Raw genomic sequence first — 15,963 nt, forward strand, 5'->3', positions numbered from 1 at the left:
GGCCTGAGTCCACTGGAATACCGAGCTCAGGCCTTGATTATCACTTAAGTGTTTATACTATTGGTGCATTTCAACAACCAAGCTATACGGAAACACTATTAATTGGGTGATATAACTTCCACACCATTCATATAAGGCACTAAAGCCTCCGGCACTTTTACGCTGCCATCTGCTTGCTGATAGTTTTCTAAGATTGCCACTAACGTCCTACCGACTGCTAGCCCAGAACCATTAAGCGTATGCAACAACTCTGGTTTTTTCATATCTTTTGATTTGTATCTTGCTTGCATTCTGCGGGCTTGGAAATCCCCCATACTTGAGCAAGAAGAAATCTCGCGGTAAGTGTTTTGTGCAGGAAGCCAAACCTCTAAGTCATAAGTTTTGACCGAACCAAATCCCATATCACCTGTACACAATAGGACTTTACGATAAGCTAGCCCTAGTTTTTGTAGGATAACTTCCGCATGCCCTGTTAGCTCTTCTAAAGCCTGCATTGAATGGTCTGGATGCACAAGTTGAACCATTTCAACTTTGTCGAATTGATGCTGACGTATCAGGCCTTTTGTGTCACGACCATATGAACCTGCCTCACTTCTAAAGCATGGCGTATGTGCCGTCATTTTGATTGGCAACGCATCTAAAGGAAAAATCTCATCCCTTGCTATGTTGGTCAATGGTACTTCAGCTGTTGGGATCAAGGACAAGCCCTGACCTTCCTCAGTCGCTGGTTGTGTGTGGAATAAATCCTCACCAAACTTAGGTAATTGCCCCGTTCCATACAAACTATCTGAATTAACCAAGTACGGTACATAAACCTCTTGGTAGCCATGCTCTTGAGTGTGGATGTCTAGCATAAACTGACCCAATGCTCTGTGCATTCTCGCGACAGGCCCATTCATGACAACAAAACGAGAACCGGATAGTTTTGCCGCAGTTTCAAAGTCTAAACCCTTGCTAAGCGCTGCGGATACATCTGCATGATCTTTCACCTCAAAATCAAACGTAGGAACTTCGCCCCATGTAAGTATTTCTTGATTATCATCTTCCGATTTACCAAAAGGTACTTCATCTGACGGCAAATTCGGCGTTTCTTGATAAATAATGTTCAAAGCATTCATTACTTGATCAAGTTGTGATTTCGCTTCTTCTAATTTATCACCTAAACCGCTGACTTCGTCTAATAATGGTTGAATATCCTCACCAGACGCTTTCGCTTTTCCAATTGCTTTGGAGCGAACAGTGCGCTCATTTTGTAGCTTCTCAGTCGCAATCTGAATTGCTTTGCGTTTTTCTTCTAACTCAGTTAAAGCCGAAACATCTAAGGAGTAACCACGCTTTTGTAGTTTTGCGGCAACTTCTTCTAGGTTGTTTCTGAGCAATCGAGGATCTAACATTTTTTACATTATCCTTTGAAAATTAATAAAGCCAACCACACTGAAAAGAGACATACAGTGACGTTGAAAAATACGTTTAGCGAGGCCTTGATAAGATCGCCTTGCTGAATTAATAGTACGGTATCGAGCGAAAAGGTTGAAAACGTTGTAAATGCGCCAAGTAAACCGACGCCAATTAGCGCCCTAAGGCCTGAATTCTCACCATTATCTTGTTGCATAAAAGCATACAACATTCCTAGAAGGAACGAACCTAATACGTTTACCGCAAGAGTACCAAATGGAAAGCCCTTTCCCAATAGATTAGTGGACATTTGCACAATTAAATATCGCAGCGAGGCGCCAAGCGCACCGCCAATAGAAACGAATAAATAAATTTGAAAGCTATGCATACTATTTTTGCACCTTACCGTCTCTAGCTTTGCCATCTCTCGCTTTGCCTTGAGCGTAAGCTTGCGCATCTAACTCAGAAAGATAAGCCATTTTAGCTTTCAATTGCTTCTCGAGACCTCTGTCTGATGCTTCATAAAAGTATTCATCCGCAATTTCTTTGGGTAAGTAACGTTCGCCAGCAGCATAGGCATTCTCTTCGTTGTGGGCGTAACGATAGCCATCACCATGCCCCATTTCTTTTGCTAGGCTTGTAGGCGCATTACGTAAATACTCAGGCACATCGTAAGCTGGCTCTTCTTCTATCAAACGATTCGCTTTTTTGAACGCAGTGTATACGGCATTGCTCTTGGGTGCCAAGGAGCAGTAGATAACGGCTTGAGCAAGGGCTCTTTCCCCTTCAGCGGGCCCAACTCGATGATAAAGGTCCCAACTATTCAAACAGACTTGAAGCGCGCGTGGATCTGCATTACCAATATCCTCAGAAGCAATTGCTAATAAACGCCTCGCAATAACCAGTGGGTCACCACCACTTTTGAGTAAGCGACAAAACCAATAAAGCGCGCCGTCTGGTGACGACCCTCTTACCGATTTATGAAATGCAGATAGCAAGTCATAGTAATGATCACCGTTTTTATCAAAAGCTAGCGTCTTTGCGCCAGTCGCTTTCTTAATTAGGTCCAATGAAATTGGAACGCCATCGATTGACATATCACAGCAGATTTCAACTGACATTAGTAGGCTTCTGGCGTCACCATTGGCTTGTTTTACTAGCGCCAGCTTTGCATTGTCTTCAAATGTGAACTGACGATTTTCTCGTTTTTCTAAGAACAGAATAGCTCTATCTAAAAGCACCAAAAGGTCATTAGTAGATAGCTTCTCTAGAATAAATACTCTCAACCTTGAGAGCAAAGCACGGTTGACTGAAAAACTAGGATTCTCGGTGGTAGCACCTACTAAAATAATATGACCGCTTTCTACATAGGGTAGAAAGGCATCTTGTTGGCTTTTATTGAAACGGTGGATCTCGTCGACAAACACAAGCTTTTGCTTTGCGAACATATCTGAACTGCCACTTGTCAGCGGACCACCAACATCACCAATTGCCGCGCGTATGTCTTTTACGCCTGAATTGATCGCGGATAGTACTATTACATCTGCATCAAGTTGCTTTGCAATTAGGTGTACAAGTGTTGTTTTGCCAGTTCCAGGTGGGCCCCAGAATATCATCGAGTAACAATTATCTTGCGCCAGCATTTTGGAGATTGTGCCCTGCTTCCCAATCAGATGCGATTGCCCAACATAGTCATCAAGCGTATTAGGCCTTAATAAACTAGCTAGAGGATTATAAGCAGAGGATTTCATGGCATACTCATTGATATAAATTGAATTGCATTACACAGAAGCGCTTTAAAGGCTATTGCTGAGTACGTTGGTCATCAATAATGTAACTGTCAGTCACTTCAAAGATAAACTGAGAGGCATCAATGTCTTGATTCTGTTTAATGTCTGAAAACACGAGTAAACTTTTTTGCTCTTGCCTATCCGTTGATTGTAAACGAGACAACACGTTCCCATTAAATTCAATCACCAAAGATACTATATTGGCATTTTCATCATTTGAATTAACCAAGAAACCAGATTTCAATTTCTTTACTTCAACTGAACTCCACTGTTGTTCATCATCTGAAACGAGCAACATCAATGGATTGTTTTGTGTGATTGTGTGTTGATGCATCACCGTAATTTGTTCAACAAATGGGTCTACATTCCAAACAGTTGTGCCATCAGCGATAAGCAAGGTTTCATCCGGAAGTTCAGTTTCCCAGCGTAATTGATTAGGCGTCTTGAGTGTTAATTTACCTGAAGAACTTTGCAACTCCTTTCCCGTGGCATCTGAGATACTCTGAGAAAAGCTGGCAGAATAGGAGATCAAGTGACTCAGTTTAGTTTTCAATTCAGCTTTAGCTTTTGCGGGCTCTGCATTCACAGTCTCACTTGCAAGTGCTTGACTAGTGATTGCGACAATACTCAAGCTTATAATGGCCGTGTATTTGCTTGCAGCAATAACCAGAGTCCTCAGACTGAATGATTGTTTGTTTAAACGCGTCAACATGTATTAATCCTTTGGAGGTGGCGGTGCTAGAACTTCTCTATTGCCATTGTGGCCAGGTGAACTTACGACACCACTCTGTTCCATTTGTTCAACTAGACGTGCCGCTCTATTATAGCCGATGCGGAATTTACGCTGCACACTAGATACTGACGCTCGTCTTGTTTCTGTTATAAACGCTACAGCATCATCATAAAAAGCATCGTATTCTTGGTCATCACCCTCAGCTTGCTCACCCGGTAACAATACCTCTGCAGTCGCTTCGCCATTTAGAATTTCATCTATATACTGAGGAACGCCTCGTTGCTTCCAATCGGCTACAACTGCGTGTACTTCGTGATCATCCACGAAGGCTCCATGTACACGAGTTGTTATGCTCGTACCCGGAGGGTTATACAGCATATCACCTGCGCCTAGCAATGATTCCGCACCTTGTTGATCTAAGATTGTTCGAGAGTCAATTTTACTAGATACTTGGAACGCAATTCTAGTTGGAATGTTGGCCTTTATTAGGCCGGTAATAACATCAACAGAAGGTCTTTGTGTAGCAAGAATGAGGTGAATACCTGCAGCTCGGGCTTTTTGTGCAATCCTCGCAATAAGCTCTTCTACTTTCTTACCCACTATCATCATCATGTCTGCAAATTCATCGACGATAACAACAATGCTAGGTAGTTTTTCTAATTCTGGTGCTATCTCTAGCATGCTTTCTTCAGACTTCCAAAGAGGATCTCGAATAGCTTCACCGGCCGCTTTAGCATCTTTAATTTTCTTGTTGTAGCCTTTGAGGTTTCGTACCCCTAGCGCCGACATCAAGCGGTATCTACGTTCCATTTCACCAACACACCAGCGTAATGCATTAGACGCGTCTTTCATGTCTGTTACGACTTCGGTTAACAGGTGGGGAATTCCTTCATATACTGACAATTCCAGCATCTTCGGGTCGATCATTATCAAGCGTACATCTTCTGGTGTCGATTTATAAAGCAAACTCAAAATCATTACGTTGACGCCCACAGACTTACCCGAGCCCGTAGTACCTGCCACCAATAGATGTGGCATCTTACCAAGGTCGACAACAACAGGTTTACCTGAAATATCCGCACCGAGTACCATTGTTAATGGTGAGTCACTAGCCTGGAATGCTTTAGTTTCAATTACTTCACTCAAGCGAACCATTTCACGATGTTTGTTTGGCAGTTCTAATCCAATAACCGACTTACCGGGTATGACCTCAACAACACGTACCGATATCGCAGACATCGCTCTAGCTAAATCTTTTGCCAACGCAGTAATTTTACTTACTTTTACACCAGGGGCTAAATCTAGTTCGAATCGAGTAATAACCGGGCCTGGTAACACATCAACAACGTTCGCAGTAATATTAAAGTCCGCTAGTTTCTCTTCTAGCAAACGAGAAACTTGATCAAGTTCTTCCTGAGTAATCGGGTTCTCATGTTTATCTGCGCGTTGTAGCAAATCAAAGGATGGCATAGGCGGCTTTTCAGCTGGTTTTTCCGCAACCTTCGGTACTGAAGCTGCCTCAACACCTGCTGGCTTTATGCTTTGCTCTGCACGCAAACCACCCTGCCCCACACTTTTGGAGGCTCGAACGACTTTAATTCGTTTTGGCTCTGTTGCTGGCATCGCAATACTTTCTGAAGCTTCGTCTTCAGTTGTAACTGAATAAGATTCTTCAGATTTAACTTCTTCGTCCTCAGACATGAAAACAGCATCTGGAATGTGAAATTCAGGCTCAGTTCGAGTGGTTTTATTATGAATTTTCTCAGCAGGCTCTTCAGACTTAAATTCGACTTCCGCCTCAGGTTCAGCCCTCAGGCTAGTAATATTTAGCTCAGTGCTATCGCTGCTTGTATCATGTTCAAGCGCTTTATCACCTTTATTACCTAATGACGGCAGAGATAATGACGAAACCTTCTTGGGTAAGGCATAAACATCTTTTGCTCTATTGATTGTAAACGCACCTATGCCATCAATAATGTTCAACCAAGAGATACCTGTTGCGAGGGTGAAACCCGTGCAGAAGAAACATATAAGAAGCAATACAGTGCCAACAAAACTAAAGTGAGGAATAAGAGCTGTACTAATAATATCGCCCATGGCGCCGCCGGCCGATACACTGTAAAAATCGTCAAAGTTAATGCTGGCTATACCTGTGAAGCCAAAAACGACTAATAATGCACCAACGAGACGTAAACTGATTGTTAGGTAATCTAATTTAGCGACACTTTTTATATGCAAGAAAATAAACCAACCACAGAACGCAAGGCCAAAAGGCAGCACGTAGGCTGTAATGCCGAAGGTAAACAATAAGATGTCGGCAGCCCATGCGCCCATTGAGCCCATCAGGTTTTGAATCTCGTTATGCAATCCAGCCTGAGACCAACCTGGGTCACTGGGGTGAAATGAAGCCAATGCTATGAGCAAGAAAAATGCAGTTGCACATGACAGCATCATGCCAACTTCCATTAATCGTTGTGTCCCGGATAATCGCGCCATATCCCTACAATTCTTTTTATATTTATATTTTGTTTATCAGCCTAATTTCGACCAACTCATATTGTTTGGTAAGAATATCATAATCCAAACCACTGAATACATACTGAATGCTATTTATCGTTAATTTTTATTCGATTGGTATGCTTCACTTCTTCCATGACGACATAAGTTCTCGATTCACTAACACCTGGTAAGCGTAATAAGGTATCACCTAGCAGTTTTCGATAGCTAGACATATCTGCAACCCGTGCTTTTAACAAAAAATCAAAATTCCCAGAAACCAAATGACATTCTTGAATATCATCTAAACCTTGAACAGCAGCAGAAAATTCTGCGAAGATATCGACAGAGGTCTTTGATAGTGTAATTTCAACAAACACTAACATTGCCGCACCGAGCTTCGTAGGATCAACGGTAGCCGTATATCCAGTAATGTAACCCTGCTGCTCTAACCTCTTCACGCGTTCGAGACAGGGGCTGGGACTTAGACCTATATTTTTAGCCAACTCGACATTAGACATTTTACCATCGACTTGCAGGGCCGTTAGAATTTTTCTGTCAATTCTGTCGATATGCTTGGGGGTTTTAACCAGCATTAAATATCTCTTAAATATGAATTTTCAAAACATTGTACTGCAAATTAAAAATCTTCGATATTTTTATTTCTGAAAAATAAAGTAAACTGCGCACAATTAATTAACATTTGAAAGGCGTAAATAATGATTGTTGGTGTACCTAAAGAAATTAAAAATCATGAATATCGCGTTGGTCTTACACCAGCTGCGGTTCTAGAGTTTGTTAATAGCGGTCATGATGTGCTGGTGCAAACCAATGCTGGTACATCAATTGGATTCACAGACGACCTTTATGTGAATGCTGGTGCTCAAATTATTGAAACACCAGAAGAGATTTTTGCAAAAGCAGATATGATTGTAAAAGTGAAAGAACCGCAACCTAACGAATGTAAAATGCTTCGTGAAGGTCAAACTCTTTACACTTACCTTCACCTTGCACCAGATCCTGTGCAAACAAAGTTACTAGTTGAGTCTGGCGCTACATGTATTGCTTACGAAACAGTAACCGACAACAGAGGTACATTACCACTACTCGCTCCGATGAGTGAAGTTGCTGGTCGCATGTCAATTCAAGCTGGCGCGCATTACTTAGAAAAAGCTAATGGTGGAAGCGGAACATTATTAGGCGGTGTTCCTGGTGTTGCACCAGGTAAAGTGCTTATCATTGGTGGCGGTGTTGTTGGCTTAAACGCAGCAAAAATGGCAATGGGCTTAGGCGCTGATGTGACTATCCTTGACCGTTCTTTAAATCGCTTACGTGAATTAGACGATATTTTCGAAGGTCGTTTAGCTACTGTATTCTCTACATCTGAAGCCATCGATTATTACTCATCTCGTGCGGATTTAGTGATTGGCGCTGTTCTTGTTCCAGGCGCTGCCGCACCGAAACTACTAAATCGCGAACATATTAAAAATATGAAGCCTGGTTCAGTCCTAGTAGATGTGGCAATTGATCAAGGTGGTTGTTTTGAAACATCTAAAGCAACAACACACCAAGATCCTGTATACATCATTGATGATGTTGTGCACTACTGTGTTGCTAACATGCCAGGTGGTGTTGCACGTACATCAACAATGGCGCTTAATAACGCGACATTGCCATTCGGTTTAGCATTAGCGAACAAAGGCGCTAAACAAGCCTTACTTGATGATGCTCATTTACTCAATGGTTTGAATGTTCATAAAGGTGTTGTTACTTATAAAGCGGTAGCTGATGCACTAGGTGAAAAATTGGGCCTTAAGTATATGTCTGCAGTTGATGCGTTAAATAGTTAGGTTTAAACACCACTAATACAAAAAGGAGCCTAGTGCTCCTTTTTTGCTTCTTAACTGAGTAGTTTATTTTAGGTCTTAGTTTTTTCTAACAAATAGTGAATTTTAGGTAATAGAGTGCTTTGAGTATTAAAACTATTTAAGAATAATCTATTTTTGAAAATGACTTATAGAATCATTAATCACATTCAAACTAGCTAAGGGATCTGTTGACTGTGTTATCGGTCTACCTATCACCAAATAATTAACTCCACTCTCTAATGCACTTGCAGGCGTTGCTATACGAACTTGATCGCCCAAGTCTGAACCTGCTGGACGAATGCCCGGTGTGACAAGCAGAAAATTTTCATTAACGATACGTCTTAAAGCAATCGCTTCTTGTGGTGAACAAACAACGCCATCTAAGCCACACTCTTGTGTTAGCAAAGCTAAACGCTCTACTTGCTCTACTATTGGGCGATTACCAATTACTCTGTCTAATTGGCTCTGGTCCATACTAGTTAACACTGTGACCGCAGTCAGCAAGGGTCTTTCTTCACCAAGTTCATTTAATGCACTCATAGCAGCCTTCATCATTTCAGACCCACCACTGGCATGCACATTCACCATCCACACACCTAGCGAAGCCGCAGCCTTTACTGCTTTGGCGACGGTGTTGGGAATATCATGAAATTTCAAATCGAGAAATACATCAAAACCTTGAGCAACTATCGAACGTACCCAGTCCGGACCAAAGTAAGTAAACATCTCTTTACCAATTTTTAATCGGCACGTACCTGGATTTAATTTTCCGATAAGTTCATTTGCGGCTGCTTGGCTATCGAAATCGAGTGCGATGATAACTTTTGGATCAATTAATACTGAAGACATCTTAATATTACTCCCCGTCGAGCCCTTTTATGGGTTTTATACTTGACCAAGTTTTACATGAAGGGCACAACCAATGCAGTTGGCGACCAGAGAAGCCACAACTATTGCAACGATATTTTGGACGTTGACCAATCTGTTTATCTAGAAGCGACTGTAAGTGCCCAAGACTCTCTTCTGTTTTAGGCACATCACTGAAATCTTTCTTGTACAAACTTAAGAGTGTTTTAAATCCACGCATCGTAGGGTGCTTTTGCAATTGCGCAATAAGGATATCTGTTGCGTGCTCAGTATCTCCTTTACGAGCGATAATATTTACTTTGGCAATATAGGAAGACGCACATTTTTGCCAATATGGCTCAAGTAATTTATCTAGATCATCCCAACCGTCAGTCTTGCTCGCCCACTCTTCTAGTAAAGGAATCGCTTCGCTTAACCAATTTAGATCACGTTTAGGTATTTCTGATAAATATGAAAATGCTTCTTTGTAGTTTTCAGATGCAAGTGCTAGCTTTCCTAAATCTAACCAAGCTCTTACCTGACTGCCATCGATAACAATTGCCTTCTTTAACAATGACGTGGCTTCATCTTTCTTATCTTCTTCTAACAAGGCTTTGGCTTGTTCACAGTAAAAGTGAGATAAAAGGACGTAAAGATGCTTATCATTAGGCGTAATTTGAATACTTGCGCTCGCTAAGTCTATCGCCTTATTCCATTCTTTCGTAATTTGGTAAATATTAAACAGTTTCTGCTGCGCAACATTAAAGTGTTGCGTCTGTTCTAAGAGTTGGAGAAAAACGCCTTCGGCTCGTTCTAAGAAACCAGCCATTAGATAATCGGTGCCTAATTCCAATAATGCAAGGGCTTCTTGCTTATTGCTAATTTCGTCACGACTAATTAAATTCTGATGAACTCGAATGGCTCTATCTAGCTCACCGCGGTGCCGAAAGAAATTACCCATCGCGATATGGGTTTCTACAGTGTCATTATTAACACTTATCATTTTCATGAGAGTATCAACCGCTTTATCGGGCTGATCGGATAAGAGGAAGTTTAATCCTTTGTAATAATGTTTGGAAAGTATAGAAGACTGTCTACGTTGTGTTTTTCGAAGACTATTACGCCCCATCACCCAGCCATAAGCAACGGCGACTGGTAAAGCTAAAAATAAAGCTTCTAACATTTATGAAGCTTCTTTTGAAAGTTTTTTCAATCTGCGTTGCAAAAGTTTATTTTGCATTTTAAGACCGAGAAAACGCAGTAGCATGATAAGAAAGCCTAATAAGAAACCCAAACCTATAGTAATTACCATAAATGTAGAAACTCTCAACTCTGCTTTCGCAATGAGATAGTTTACGGTGATCATTTGGGTATTTTGAGAACCAATAACAATCGATACCATTAACAACAAGATAATGATAACGAATACGATTATTCCTTTCATCGAATAGGCCTGATTACTAAATTGCTAAAATTTACAGGTCAACTCGATCTCTGAGTTCTTTGCCTGCTTTGAAATGTGGCACATGCTTACCTGTTAATTCCACTGTCTCACCTGTTTTTGGGTTACGACCAGTGCGAGGTGCTCTGTAGTGCAATGAAAAACTGCCAAAACCTCTAATTTCAATACGCTCACCGCGTTGAAGGGTTTGGGCCATTTGTTCTAATAATTCTTTTATAGCAAGTTCCAGCTCTTTACCTTGAAGGTGTTGTGCTTTCTCGCCTAAACGTTCGATAAGTTCTGATTTGGTCACGCTAATCTCCTATTAAGAATGATAACCAGCAACCGGGAAGAATTGGAGCGGCAGGAACTGCCGCTCCGAATTGCATTACTCGCCTTTAGCAGCTTTAAATGCTTCTGCCATCGCGTTAGCGAATCCAGCGTCTTCAGTCTTACTGTTATTACTATCGATAGCTTCTTTTTCATCAGCCTGATCTTTAGCTTTAACCGAAAGATTCACAACACGGTTCTTACGGTCAACACCCATGAATTTAGCTTCGATTGAATCACCAACCTTCACTACTTCACCAGCATCTTCCACTCTATCGCGTGCAAGGTCACCAATACGGATATAACCAACAACTTCTTCGCCAAGTTGAACTGTTACACCTTTAGCATCGGCCTCGATTACTGTTCCATTAACAATAGCACCTTTCTTGTTATCTGTCAGATACTTATTGAACGGATCTTCCTCAATTTGTTTAACACCTAGTGAGATACGCTCACGTTCTGGGTCAACTTGAAGAACAACAGCTGATATTTCATCACCTTTCTTATAGTCACGAACAGCGTCTTCGCCAGTTTTCTGCCATGAAATGTCAGATAAGTGAACAAGACCGTCAATGCCGCCGTCAAGACCGATAAAGATACCGAAGTCAGTAATTGACTTGATCTTACCAGACACTTTGTCACCTTTTTCGTGTGACTTAGCGAAAGTTTCCCAAGGATTGTCGATGCACTGTTTAAGGCCAAGTGAAATACGACGACGTTCTTCGTCAATTTCAAGAACCATAACTTCAACAACATCACCAAGGTTAACCACTTTAGATGGGTGGATATTTTTGTTAGTCCAATCCATTTCTGAAACGTGAACTAGACCTTCAACACCGTCTTCAATTTCTACGAAACAACCGTAATCAGTTAAGTTAGTGACTGCACCACTTAAACGAGCACCTTCAGGGTAACGGTTAGCAATTTCTTGCCATGGATCGTTGCCCATTTGCTTCATACCTAATGAAACGCGTGATTTTTCTTTGTCAAACTTAAGAACTTTAACATTGATTTCGTCACCGACATTTACGATTTCACTTGGGTGCTTAACGCGTTTCCAAGCCATATCTGTAATGTGTAGAAGACCATCAACACCACCTAAGTCAACGAACGCGCCGTAGTCAGTAAGGTTCTTAACGATACCTTTAACTTCATCACCTTCTTCCAAGTTAGAAAGAAGTTGATCACGTTCTGCGCTGCTCTCTGCTTCGATAACTGCACGACGAGAAACAACAACGTTATTACGCTTAGCATCAAGCTTAATAACTTTAAATTCTAATTCTTTGCCTTCAAGGTGTACTGTTTCACGAACAGGACGAACATCAACAAGTGAACCAGGTAAGAATGCGCGTACAGTGTTAACTTCAACTGTGAAACCACCCTTAACTTTACCGTTGATAATACCTTTAATAGTTTCTTTCTCCTCGTAAGCTTTTTCAAGCTCAACCCACGCTTCGTGGCGCTTCGCTTTTTCACGAGAAAGAATAGTCTCACCGAAACCATCTTCAATAGCGTCTAATGCAACGTCAACAACATCACCAACAGCGATTTCTAAAGAACCGTCAGCCGCTTTAAATTGGTCTACCGGGATAGCACTTTCTGATTTTAAGCCAGCGTCAACAAGAACGATGTCCTTATCGATTGATACTACAGTACCTTTAACAATTGCGCCTGGGCGAGTTTCTAGCTGTTGTAAGCTTTCTTCAAAAAGTTGTGCAAAATTTTCAGTCATTTTATTTGATAGTCTTTTTTAATCCGTAATATCATCCATAGGATTACGGGGTTGTTAATAATACTGTCGTCGTCCTGATAACAGTCTTTAGATATTGTCACCAAACAATTTGGTTTCAATGAATTCTTTTGCCTTATCAAGCACTTGCTCTATACTCATAGAGGTAGAATCAAGTACTAAAGCGTCGTCTGCAGCCACTAAAGGTGCAACCGAACGATTCGAATCGCGCTCATCACGAGCTTGTATATCTGATAAAAGGCGCGGAAGTTTAACATCATAGCCCTTTAGTTTCAACTGATCGTATCGTCTTTGAGCTCTTGATTCCGCACTTGCTGTTAAAAATATTTTCACGTCTGCGTTTGGAAAAACAACTGTGCCCATATCTCTGCCATCAGCGACTAATCCGGGTGGTTCCGCAAAAGCTCTTTGCCTTCTCAGCAAAGCTTCTCGAACAGTTGGTAAAGCAGCTACTTGTGAAGCAATCGAACCAACTTCTTCGGTACGAATGTCGTCAGTAACGTCTTCCCCTTCTAATATGACTCTGGTTTCGCCATTCTGAGTGTCAAAAGTAACATCCAAACTTGACGCTAATGGCACGATCCCGACTTCATCATTTGGTTCAATACCATGATGTGTCGTTGCCACTGCTAGTACTCTATATATTGCGCCGCTGTCGAGGAATTGCCACTGATAATGCTCCGCTAAAAGTGTGCTTAGCGTTCCTTTACCTGCACCACTTGGTCCGTCAACAGTTACTACTGGCACCTTTTGCATAATTACTCCATTATGTTCGATGGCCAAAAAACGCCGCAATTATACGCGCATGAACAAACAGTGCAACGCCTTATCGACATTGAACTGATTCGTAACAATAATTATAGTTAATAATTGCGGTAATAAATTACTTTGCTATTTTATTAAATTCATCAAAATAAGTTGGAAATGTTTTTGCTGTACAACCGGGATCATTTATCGTGATACCCGCGTTACCTAGGGCAAGCAAAGAGAAACACATTGCCACTCTGTGATCATTATACGTGTCAATCGCAGCATGTTTTAACTGATCTGGAGCTGTGATTTTTATATAGTCCCTGCCTTCCTCTACTATCGCTCCAACTTTTTTCAACTCAGTGGCCATTGCATGTAAGCGATCTGTTTCTTTTACACGCCAATTATAAACATTTGAAATGCAAGTAGTCCCTTCAGCAAATAGAGCAGTGGTTGCAATTGTCATTGCTGCGTCAGGAATGTGATTCATATCCATGTCGACGGCTTTAAGAGGCGCAGCAGTAACGGCAATAAAATCATCACCCCAAGTCACTTTTGCTCCCATCTTCTCCAACACATCAGCAAACGCCGTATCGCCCTGAATAGATGCTCGCCCTACTCCAGTCACCTTAACCGTTCCACCTTTAATAGCGCCAGCAGCTAAAAAGTAGGACGCCGAAGAAGCATCACCTTCAACTAAAAATTTGCCAGGTGATGTATATCGTTGGCCTGCGTCTATCGTAAAAGAGCGATAGTCGTTGTTTTTGACTACAACACCAAAAGTTGCCATCGTTTTGAGTGTAATATCGATGTAAGGTTTTGAAACCAACTCACCTTCAATCTGAATATTTACATCGTGATTCAAAAGTGGTGCAGCCATTAATAATGCGGTTAAAAATTGACTAGATACCGAACCATCAATTTTGAATGAATTTGTTTCTAAGTTACTTCCCTTTATATGAAGAGGCGGAAAACCCGGATTCTTCAAATATTGGATATTAGCGCCAGCATCAATTAGCTCGTCGACCAAATCTCCAATAGGACGTTCTTCCATTCTCGGCTCGCCGGTCAATTCCGCATCAACATTGGAGAAAGCTAGTGCAGCGCAGAGTGGGCGCATCGCCGTTCCGGCATTGCCTAGGAACAGAGTTAGGTGCTTATCACTTGTGAATGAACCACCTAGCCCAGTAACTTCACACTCGGTTTTATCGTCACTTAGCTTATAAGTGACGCCTAATTCAGATAGTGCATTCAGCATGTGTTTGATGTCATCACTATCGAGCAAATTGCTCAACGTTGTTTTACCATTTGCGAGTGCTGCTAACAGAAGTGCTCTGTTGGATAGGCTTTTAGAGCCTGGTACATTAATTTCACCATCAACGAGACTAATTGGCTGGAGAGTTAAGCTTTCCATCTATCCGTTTTTCCTTTCAAATTCTTTCATAAAATCAACAAGTGCTTGTGCGCCTGAAATCGGCATCGCGTTATAAATACTTGCTCGCATGCCACCTACTGAACGATGTCCTTTCAAGGCAACAAGACCATTTTCTTCGGCTTGCTTTAAAAATGAATCGTTGAGTGATTCATCTCTTAATTTAAATGTCACATTCATTTTAGAACGGTAGTCTTGGCGAACGTTATTATTGTAGAAACCGCTTTCATCGATTCTGCTATACAATAATTGGCTTTTCTGTAGGTTCGTTTCTGCCATCTTAGATAAGCCACCTTGCGCCTTCAACCACTTAAACACTAGACCCGCTAGGTACCAAGAAAAAGTAGGCGGTGTATTGTACATTGAGCCGCTCTTTGCTTGTAATCCGTAATTAAAAATAGAAGGAGTATCGCGCCTTTCTTTTCCTAATAGCTCATTCCTAACGATCACTAATGACAAGCCAGATGGTCCAATATTTTTTTGAGCGCCAGCGTAAATAAGACCATAGTCTTCGATGTTAAGAGGTTTAGATAAAATGTTTGAGGACATGTCTGCAACAACCGGCACATTGCCACTTGTTGAACGCGGTACCCAGTCAATTTCTATCCCGTCAACTGTCTCATTCGTACAATAATGGAAATATGCTGACTCTTCAGCTATCGTCCATTCATCTTGCTTAGGAACGTACATCTTTCCTTCGTGCTCTTTACTTGTTGCAATAATCTGGGTTTGACAAAACCTCCGAGCTTCTTCTTCGGCTGCAACTGACCACTGCCCTGTAACCAAGTGCTGACTCAGTTCATTTTGCCCCGCAATATTCAAAGGAACTGCGGAAAACTGGCCTCGTCCTCCACCGTGCATAAATAGGACAGAATAATCACTCGGTATACTGAGTAATTCACGAAGATCGGACTCAGCTTGCTCGGCAACTTCAATAAATGGTTTACCTCGATGGCTAACCTCCATTACAGATGTTCCAAGGTCTTGCCAATTAATTAATTCTTCTTGTGCTTGTTGCATTACCTCTGCTGGAAGCATTGCTGGTCCGGCACTAAAATTAAATGTGTTTTGCATTAGTTTTCATCTTCCAAAAACAAAACAAGCGGCTATTAGCCGCTTGTTTTTATACTCC

Annotated in this window: 15 protein-coding genes; 1 reads left to right on the forward strand and 14 read right to left on the reverse strand. The window is 41.5% G+C overall.

Annotation, left to right across the window (positions count from 1 at the left end; translation table 11 throughout):
- Positions 1 to 98 precede the first annotated feature (98 nt).
- The 6 genes from serS to lrp form a co-directional block, all read right to left on the reverse strand.
- Positions 99 to 1,394, reverse strand: a complete 1,296-nt coding sequence (gene serS / locus ACKLNX_RS15385; RefSeq protein ID WP_412973000.1) for a serine--tRNA ligase — start codon at positions 1,392 to 1,394, stop codon at positions 99 to 101.
- Positions 1,395 to 1,402: 8 nt separating this feature from the next.
- On the reverse strand, positions 1,403 to 1,783 hold the full coding sequence (gene crcB, locus ACKLNX_RS15390; protein WP_412973001.1) for a fluoride efflux transporter CrcB: 381 nt from the start codon (positions 1,781 to 1,783) through the stop codon (positions 1,403 to 1,405).
- A gap of 1 nt (position 1,784) precedes the next feature.
- Complete coding sequence (locus tag ACKLNX_RS15395) at positions 1,785 to 3,146, reverse strand: replication-associated recombination protein A (RefSeq protein ID WP_412973002.1); 1,362 nt, start codon at positions 3,144 to 3,146, stop codon at positions 1,785 to 1,787.
- A 52-nt stretch (positions 3,147 to 3,198) separates the two neighbouring features.
- Positions 3,199 to 3,897 (reverse strand): outer membrane lipoprotein chaperone LolA, encoded by a 699-nt coding sequence (gene lolA, locus ACKLNX_RS15400; protein WP_412973003.1) that lies wholly within the window; start codon positions 3,895 to 3,897, stop codon positions 3,199 to 3,201.
- A gap of 3 nt (positions 3,898 to 3,900) precedes the next feature.
- Positions 3,901 to 6,414 (reverse strand): DNA translocase FtsK, encoded by a 2,514-nt coding sequence (locus ACKLNX_RS15405; RefSeq protein WP_412973004.1) that lies wholly within the window; start codon positions 6,412 to 6,414, stop codon positions 3,901 to 3,903.
- Between the two features lie 110 nt (positions 6,415 to 6,524).
- Positions 6,525 to 7,010: a leucine-responsive transcriptional regulator Lrp gene (gene lrp / locus ACKLNX_RS15410; RefSeq protein WP_411693824.1), complete on the reverse strand. Its 486-nt coding sequence runs from the start codon at positions 7,008 to 7,010 to the stop codon at positions 6,525 to 6,527.
- A gap of 123 nt (positions 7,011 to 7,133) precedes the next feature.
- Here lrp and ald point away from each other — a divergent pair, with 123 nt between their 5' ends.
- Complete coding sequence (ald, locus tag ACKLNX_RS15415; protein ID WP_411693823.1) at positions 7,134 to 8,264, forward strand: alanine dehydrogenase; 1,131 nt, start codon at positions 7,134 to 7,136, stop codon at positions 8,262 to 8,264.
- 147 nt (positions 8,265 to 8,411) lie between these two features.
- On the opposite strand, the gene pyrF is transcribed toward ald, so the two are convergent.
- The 8 genes from pyrF to serC form a co-directional block, all read right to left on the reverse strand.
- Positions 8,412 to 9,131, reverse strand: a complete 720-nt coding sequence (gene pyrF, locus ACKLNX_RS15420) for an orotidine-5'-phosphate decarboxylase (RefSeq protein ID WP_412973005.1) — start codon at positions 9,129 to 9,131, stop codon at positions 8,412 to 8,414.
- A gap of 7 nt (positions 9,132 to 9,138) precedes the next feature.
- Positions 9,139 to 10,311 (reverse strand): lipopolysaccharide assembly protein LapB, encoded by a 1,173-nt coding sequence (lapB, locus tag ACKLNX_RS15425; RefSeq protein WP_412973006.1) that lies wholly within the window; start codon positions 10,309 to 10,311, stop codon positions 9,139 to 9,141.
- Positions 10,312 to 10,572, reverse strand: a complete 261-nt coding sequence (locus ACKLNX_RS15430) for a LapA family protein (RefSeq protein ID WP_412973007.1) — start codon at positions 10,570 to 10,572, stop codon at positions 10,312 to 10,314. It lies immediately after the preceding gene.
- A gap of 31 nt (positions 10,573 to 10,603) precedes the next feature.
- Positions 10,604 to 10,882 (reverse strand): integration host factor subunit beta, encoded by a 279-nt coding sequence (gene ihfB / locus ACKLNX_RS15435; RefSeq protein ID WP_411693819.1) that lies wholly within the window; start codon positions 10,880 to 10,882, stop codon positions 10,604 to 10,606.
- Between the two features lie 75 nt (positions 10,883 to 10,957).
- Positions 10,958 to 12,631, reverse strand: coding sequence for a 30S ribosomal protein S1 (gene rpsA / locus ACKLNX_RS15440; RefSeq protein WP_411693818.1), 1,674 nt, complete (start codon positions 12,629 to 12,631; stop codon positions 10,958 to 10,960).
- A gap of 87 nt (positions 12,632 to 12,718) precedes the next feature.
- Entirely contained in the window at positions 12,719 to 13,405 is a 687-nt protein-coding gene (gene cmk, locus ACKLNX_RS15445) for a (d)CMP kinase (RefSeq protein WP_411693817.1), read from the reverse strand.
- Positions 13,406 to 13,532: 127 nt separating this feature from the next.
- Positions 13,533 to 14,813 carry a 3-phosphoshikimate 1-carboxyvinyltransferase gene (aroA, locus tag ACKLNX_RS15450; protein ID WP_411693816.1) on the reverse strand — a complete coding sequence of 427 codons (1,281 nt, stop codon included), beginning with the start codon at positions 14,811 to 14,813 and terminating at the stop codon, positions 13,533 to 13,535.
- On the reverse strand, positions 14,814 to 15,905 hold the full coding sequence (gene serC, locus ACKLNX_RS15455; protein ID WP_411693815.1) for a 3-phosphoserine/phosphohydroxythreonine transaminase: 1,092 nt from the start codon (positions 15,903 to 15,905) through the stop codon (positions 14,814 to 14,816).
- Positions 15,906 to 15,963: the final 58 nt, after the last annotated feature.

The organism is Glaciecola sp. MF2-115 (assembly GCF_047250385.1).
Classification (GTDB): Bacteria; Pseudomonadota; Gammaproteobacteria; order Enterobacterales; family Alteromonadaceae; genus Glaciecola.

Coding starts and splice junctions, on each gene's coding strand:
- pyrF (WP_412973005.1), bottom strand. CDS start 9,131: ATGTCTTCAGTATTAATTGATCCAAAAGTTATCATCGCACTCGATTTC.
- aroA (WP_411693816.1), bottom strand. CDS start 14,813: ATGGAAAGCTTAACTCTCCAGCCAATTAGTCTCGTTGATGGTGAAATT.
- ACKLNX_RS15430 (WP_412973007.1), bottom strand. CDS start 10,572: ATGAAAGGAATAATCGTATTCGTTATCATTATCTTGTTGTTAATGGTA.
- ACKLNX_RS15405 (WP_412973004.1), bottom strand. CDS start 6,414: ATGGCGCGATTATCCGGGACACAACGATTAATGGAAGTTGGCATGATG.
- lrp (WP_411693824.1), bottom strand. CDS start 7,010: ATGCTGGTTAAAACCCCCAAGCATATCGACAGAATTGACAGAAAAATT.
- crcB (WP_412973001.1), bottom strand. CDS start 1,783: ATGCATAGCTTTCAAATTTATTTATTCGTTTCTATTGGCGGTGCGCTT.
- lapB (WP_412973006.1), bottom strand. CDS start 10,311: ATGTTAGAAGCTTTATTTTTAGCTTTACCAGTCGCCGTTGCTTATGGC.
- rpsA (WP_411693818.1), bottom strand. CDS start 12,631: ATGACTGAAAATTTTGCACAACTTTTTGAAGAAAGCTTACAACAGCTA.
- serS (WP_412973000.1), bottom strand. CDS start 1,394: ATGTTAGATCCTCGATTGCTCAGAAACAACCTAGAAGAAGTTGCCGCA.
- cmk (WP_411693817.1), bottom strand. CDS start 13,405: ATGCAAAAGGTGCCAGTAGTAACTGTTGACGGACCAAGTGGTGCAGGT.
- lolA (WP_412973003.1), bottom strand. CDS start 3,897: ATGTTGACGCGTTTAAACAAACAATCATTCAGTCTGAGGACTCTGGTT.
- ACKLNX_RS15395 (WP_412973002.1), bottom strand. CDS start 3,146: ATGAAATCCTCTGCTTATAATCCTCTAGCTAGTTTATTAAGGCCTAAT.
- serC (WP_411693815.1), bottom strand. CDS start 15,905: ATGCAAAACACATTTAATTTTAGTGCCGGACCAGCAATGCTTCCAGCA.
- ald (WP_411693823.1), top strand. CDS start 7,134: ATGATTGTTGGTGTACCTAAAGAAATTAAAAATCATGAATATCGCGTT.